The following is a 3,459-nucleotide window of genomic DNA, read 5'->3' on the forward strand; positions in this document are numbered from 1 at the left end:
TTTTTGAAAGGACATGGATGTTCTCCGGGAGGCTTTCGGCTATCCCTTTATGGAGCGTCCCCATCCGCGCCGAGGCTAAAGCTCGCCGCTAATTCCCGATTTGGATGGTATATATATGGTGATGCATGTCCCCTCCTCCCATTCACTTTGTATCTGCAGTCCGCTTTTCTCCCCATACATCAGTTTCAGTCTCTGGTGGACATTTTTCAGTCCGAAGCCGCCCTCATGGATATCCTTCTCTCTGATTTCCTCTGACTCTAAATCTGCCATGAGCTCCGTAAGTTCCTGCGGCAGCATGCCGATCCCGTCATCCCGAACACATAAGACCAGGCCGCCGGCATCCCGATATGCGGATATCTGTATATGCCCTTTTCGGCCGGCATCCCGGATACCGTGGTAAATGCTGTTTTCTACCAGGGGCTGCAAAATAAACTTCATGATTTTGATCTCTTTCAGCCCTTCTTCAACGGTGACATCCCATGTGATTTGTTCCGGAAAACGAATATTTTGTATTTCCAGATAACACTCCGCATATTCCACTTCCTTTTCGAGTGTCACAAATTCCTGTCCGTGGCTTAAGCTGATCCTGAAAAAGTCAGAAAGCGCAATCACCAGTTCTTCGCACTGTTCATCATGGTTCTTCCGGGCAAACATACTGATAGAATCCAGTGTATTATAGAGAAAATGGGGATTAATCTGATACTGCATGGCTTTTAGTTCCAGAAGGCGCTGGTTGGTTTCTTCACGTCTGATCCTTTCCACCAGCTCTCCTATTTTTTTCGACATTCGGTTCATGGTGGCTGCGAGCTGTCCGATCTCATCCTCTCCGCTGACAGGCACCTCTGCCTCCATATTGCCTTTTCCGATCTGCTTCATGGCACTTCTGATGTCTGATATGGGCCTGGTAATCCTGCCGGAAAGATAAATTACCATACATACGCTGATTACAAGCAGAACCATCAGCTCCAGAGCCAGTATTTTGAAAATCAGATAAATAGAAGCATATGCCTCATCCTTATTTATCCATGTTTCCAACCTCCATATCCGGTTATCTTGCGAACTGATAATATATTTTTCTGCGGAAAATGTGCCCCTGTCTGCAGCAGACGAGATCCGGAAATTGCCGTCCGCGCTTTCCAGGCAGTAGTTCTGTGTGTCTTCCAGAAGGAGCTGCTGGATGCGGTCCACAAAAAGACTCTTATCAATTACCATGCAGATGGCGCCGATCTTACGCTTCAGATCCGTTGTATTGTTGTTCACAATCCGGTACACAACGATGCTGCTGTCATCAAAATCCGTAAACCATACGGCAGATGCGTCGCTTCTTTCTCTCAGTTCCTCTTTTGACTCCAGGTATCCTGATATGGCCTTATGGGACAGGTTACTGTACATCCTCCCGAGATTATCGATCAGATAAATCGACCGAATCGCACTGTCATAATCCGTATAGGACAGAATCCGGTTCCGCATCTCGGCCGTCATAGAAGGCACATAATTCCTGCTGCTGTTATCCGCGGATTCCAAAAATTCCTGAATGTCGGAATCTCCGATCATATTCACGGTATAATTTTCAATCTTCATCTTTGCCGATGTGACTTCCCAGAATGCGGACTCCGTAAATTTTTCCAGATGTTCTTCATACATCTTCGTCAGGGACGGACGCAGGTGGAAAACCGCAAACAACGCCATAGCGGCGATCTGAAAGACCGCCACTCCGATAAAAAAAACCATGATCCTGTTTTTTATGGATTTAAATCTGCGTTTCACCCTTTTCTCCTTTCCCGATATTCTTTCGGAGACAGCCCGGTGTATTTTTTAAACATTGCGCTGAAATAATTTGCATTTTTATATCCCGTTTCACCGGCAATCACATAGCTTTTTTTATCCGTATGTTCCAGCATCTCCTTTGCAGCATTCATACGTACCTTTGTGATATATTCGATACAGGTCTCGCCCGTCATGCTCCGGAATATTCTGGACAGGTAATTAGACGTCAGCGCAAGCCGGTCGGCCAGGCTGTTAACGGAGAGATCGGGATTGGAATACTCCCTGTCAACAATCTCTTTTACCTGTTCGGCGATCACTTCCGCATATCTTCTGGTAGAATTTCTTTTTTTTCGAATCATCCTCTCTGCCATTTGATGAAAGGCCTCTTCTATCCCGTCAAAGTTCATGATACTGCTCTGGGTAACTCTGAACTCGTCAAGTTCATCTATCCCCATATCGTTTGCGGTGCGGTTCATAGCCACCAGCAGCTGGAACAGCATAACCTGTGACTCCTCCACCGGGTACTTGGGAGGCATGACCTTATGGAAAAATGTCCGCAAAAACCGGTCATTTAAGGTGTCATGAAACCGCAGCATATCCAGGATCTGCTTCTCATCCGCATAGGGATATTCCGGTTCACCCGCACGTTTGAGGGCGATATCTGCAAAATAAAGGTAATACACCTCTTGTATGTCCCGGATCGACTTTGCCGCTTCGACTGCTTCCCTGGCAAGCCGGCCGATCGTTAACGGCTCCTTTCCCGTTTTGCTGATGCCAAAGCATACGTCCAACCCCAGATTCTGCGCAATGGATTCCTTCATGATTTCCAGCTTAAACTGGAACAGCCTGCCTTCCATGATCACCAGCTCGGTACCGTCATAGGGCATCAGGTAAATAGCTGCATCTCCTAATATCTCCTCCACAATCTGCCGCAGAGCAACCTCCCTTGTAAGGCTCGACTCCTGATGAAAATGACGGATAGCAACACAGGTAATCTCCCGCTTCGGAAGACAGACTGAAGCTTTTTGTGCGCCCAGTTCCAGCTGTTCCCTGTCCGCAAAACGTTCCCCCAACAGGTCATTCCAGAATTGGTTTCGCAGAACCGGAAGATATTCTTCCAGCTGTTTCTCGGCAATCGCAATCCAGTCCATGAGCTTCATCCGCTCCGCAATGTCTTTCCTGATGTCCGCGAGTACCTGCTTCAGCTTTTCGGGGGATACCGGCTTTAACAGATACCTCTTCACCCCCAGCTCCACGGCTTCCTGCGCAAACTCAAACCGGTCATGCCCGGTCAGAATGATGATGTCGCAGGTCAGGTTCTCCTTCCGTATCATCTTGATAAACTCCAGGCCGCTTAAGACCGGCATGTAGATATCGGTCAGAACAACATCCACTTTTTCCGTTTCCAGATATTCGAGCGCTTCGATCGCCCCCCCGAAAAGGACAGGCGGGTCAAAGCCCGCTTTCTTCCAGTCCAGAAGAGAGACCAGTCCCTCACGAATATTATCCTCGTCTTCCACTATCATAATTTTCATAAGACATTCTCCCTATACAACCAGAGGGGTCTGCCCCCTTTGATTTATACTCGAAGTATTTACGCCGGGATGCAGTTTAGTAAATACACATTTCGCAATGTATAATCCTTTCCAGAACCGTACGTGCGGCTTTCCCGCATACGGCTCTTCATAATAA

Annotated in this window: 2 protein-coding genes; both read right to left on the reverse strand. The window is 47.6% G+C overall.

Translation table 11 applies throughout. The features are described from left to right. Nucleotides 1-75: 75 nt before the first annotated feature. Nucleotides 76-1,767 carry a histidine kinase gene (locus ARB69_RS25340; protein WP_055155390.1) on the reverse strand — a complete coding sequence of 564 codons (1,692 nt, stop codon included), beginning with the start codon at nt 1,765-1,767 and terminating at the stop codon, nt 76-78. After that, nucleotides 1,764-3,302 carry a response regulator transcription factor gene (locus ARB69_RS25345; protein ID WP_055155391.1) on the reverse strand — a complete coding sequence of 513 codons (1,539 nt, stop codon included), beginning with the start codon at nt 3,300-3,302 and terminating at the stop codon, nt 1,764-1,766. Before ARB69_RS25345 ends, ARB69_RS25340 begins: the two co-directional genes overlap by 4 nt. Between the last annotated feature and the right edge of the window lie 157 nt (nt 3,303-3,459).

It is taken from the genome of Faecalicatena contorta (assembly GCF_001404335.1).
Classification (GTDB): Bacteria; Bacillota; Clostridia; order Lachnospirales; family Lachnospiraceae; genus Faecalicatena; species Faecalicatena contortus_B.

Coding starts and splice junctions, on each gene's coding strand:
- ARB69_RS25345 (WP_055155391.1), bottom strand. CDS start 3,302: ATGAAAATTATGATAGTGGAAGACGAGGATAATATTCGTGAGGGACTG.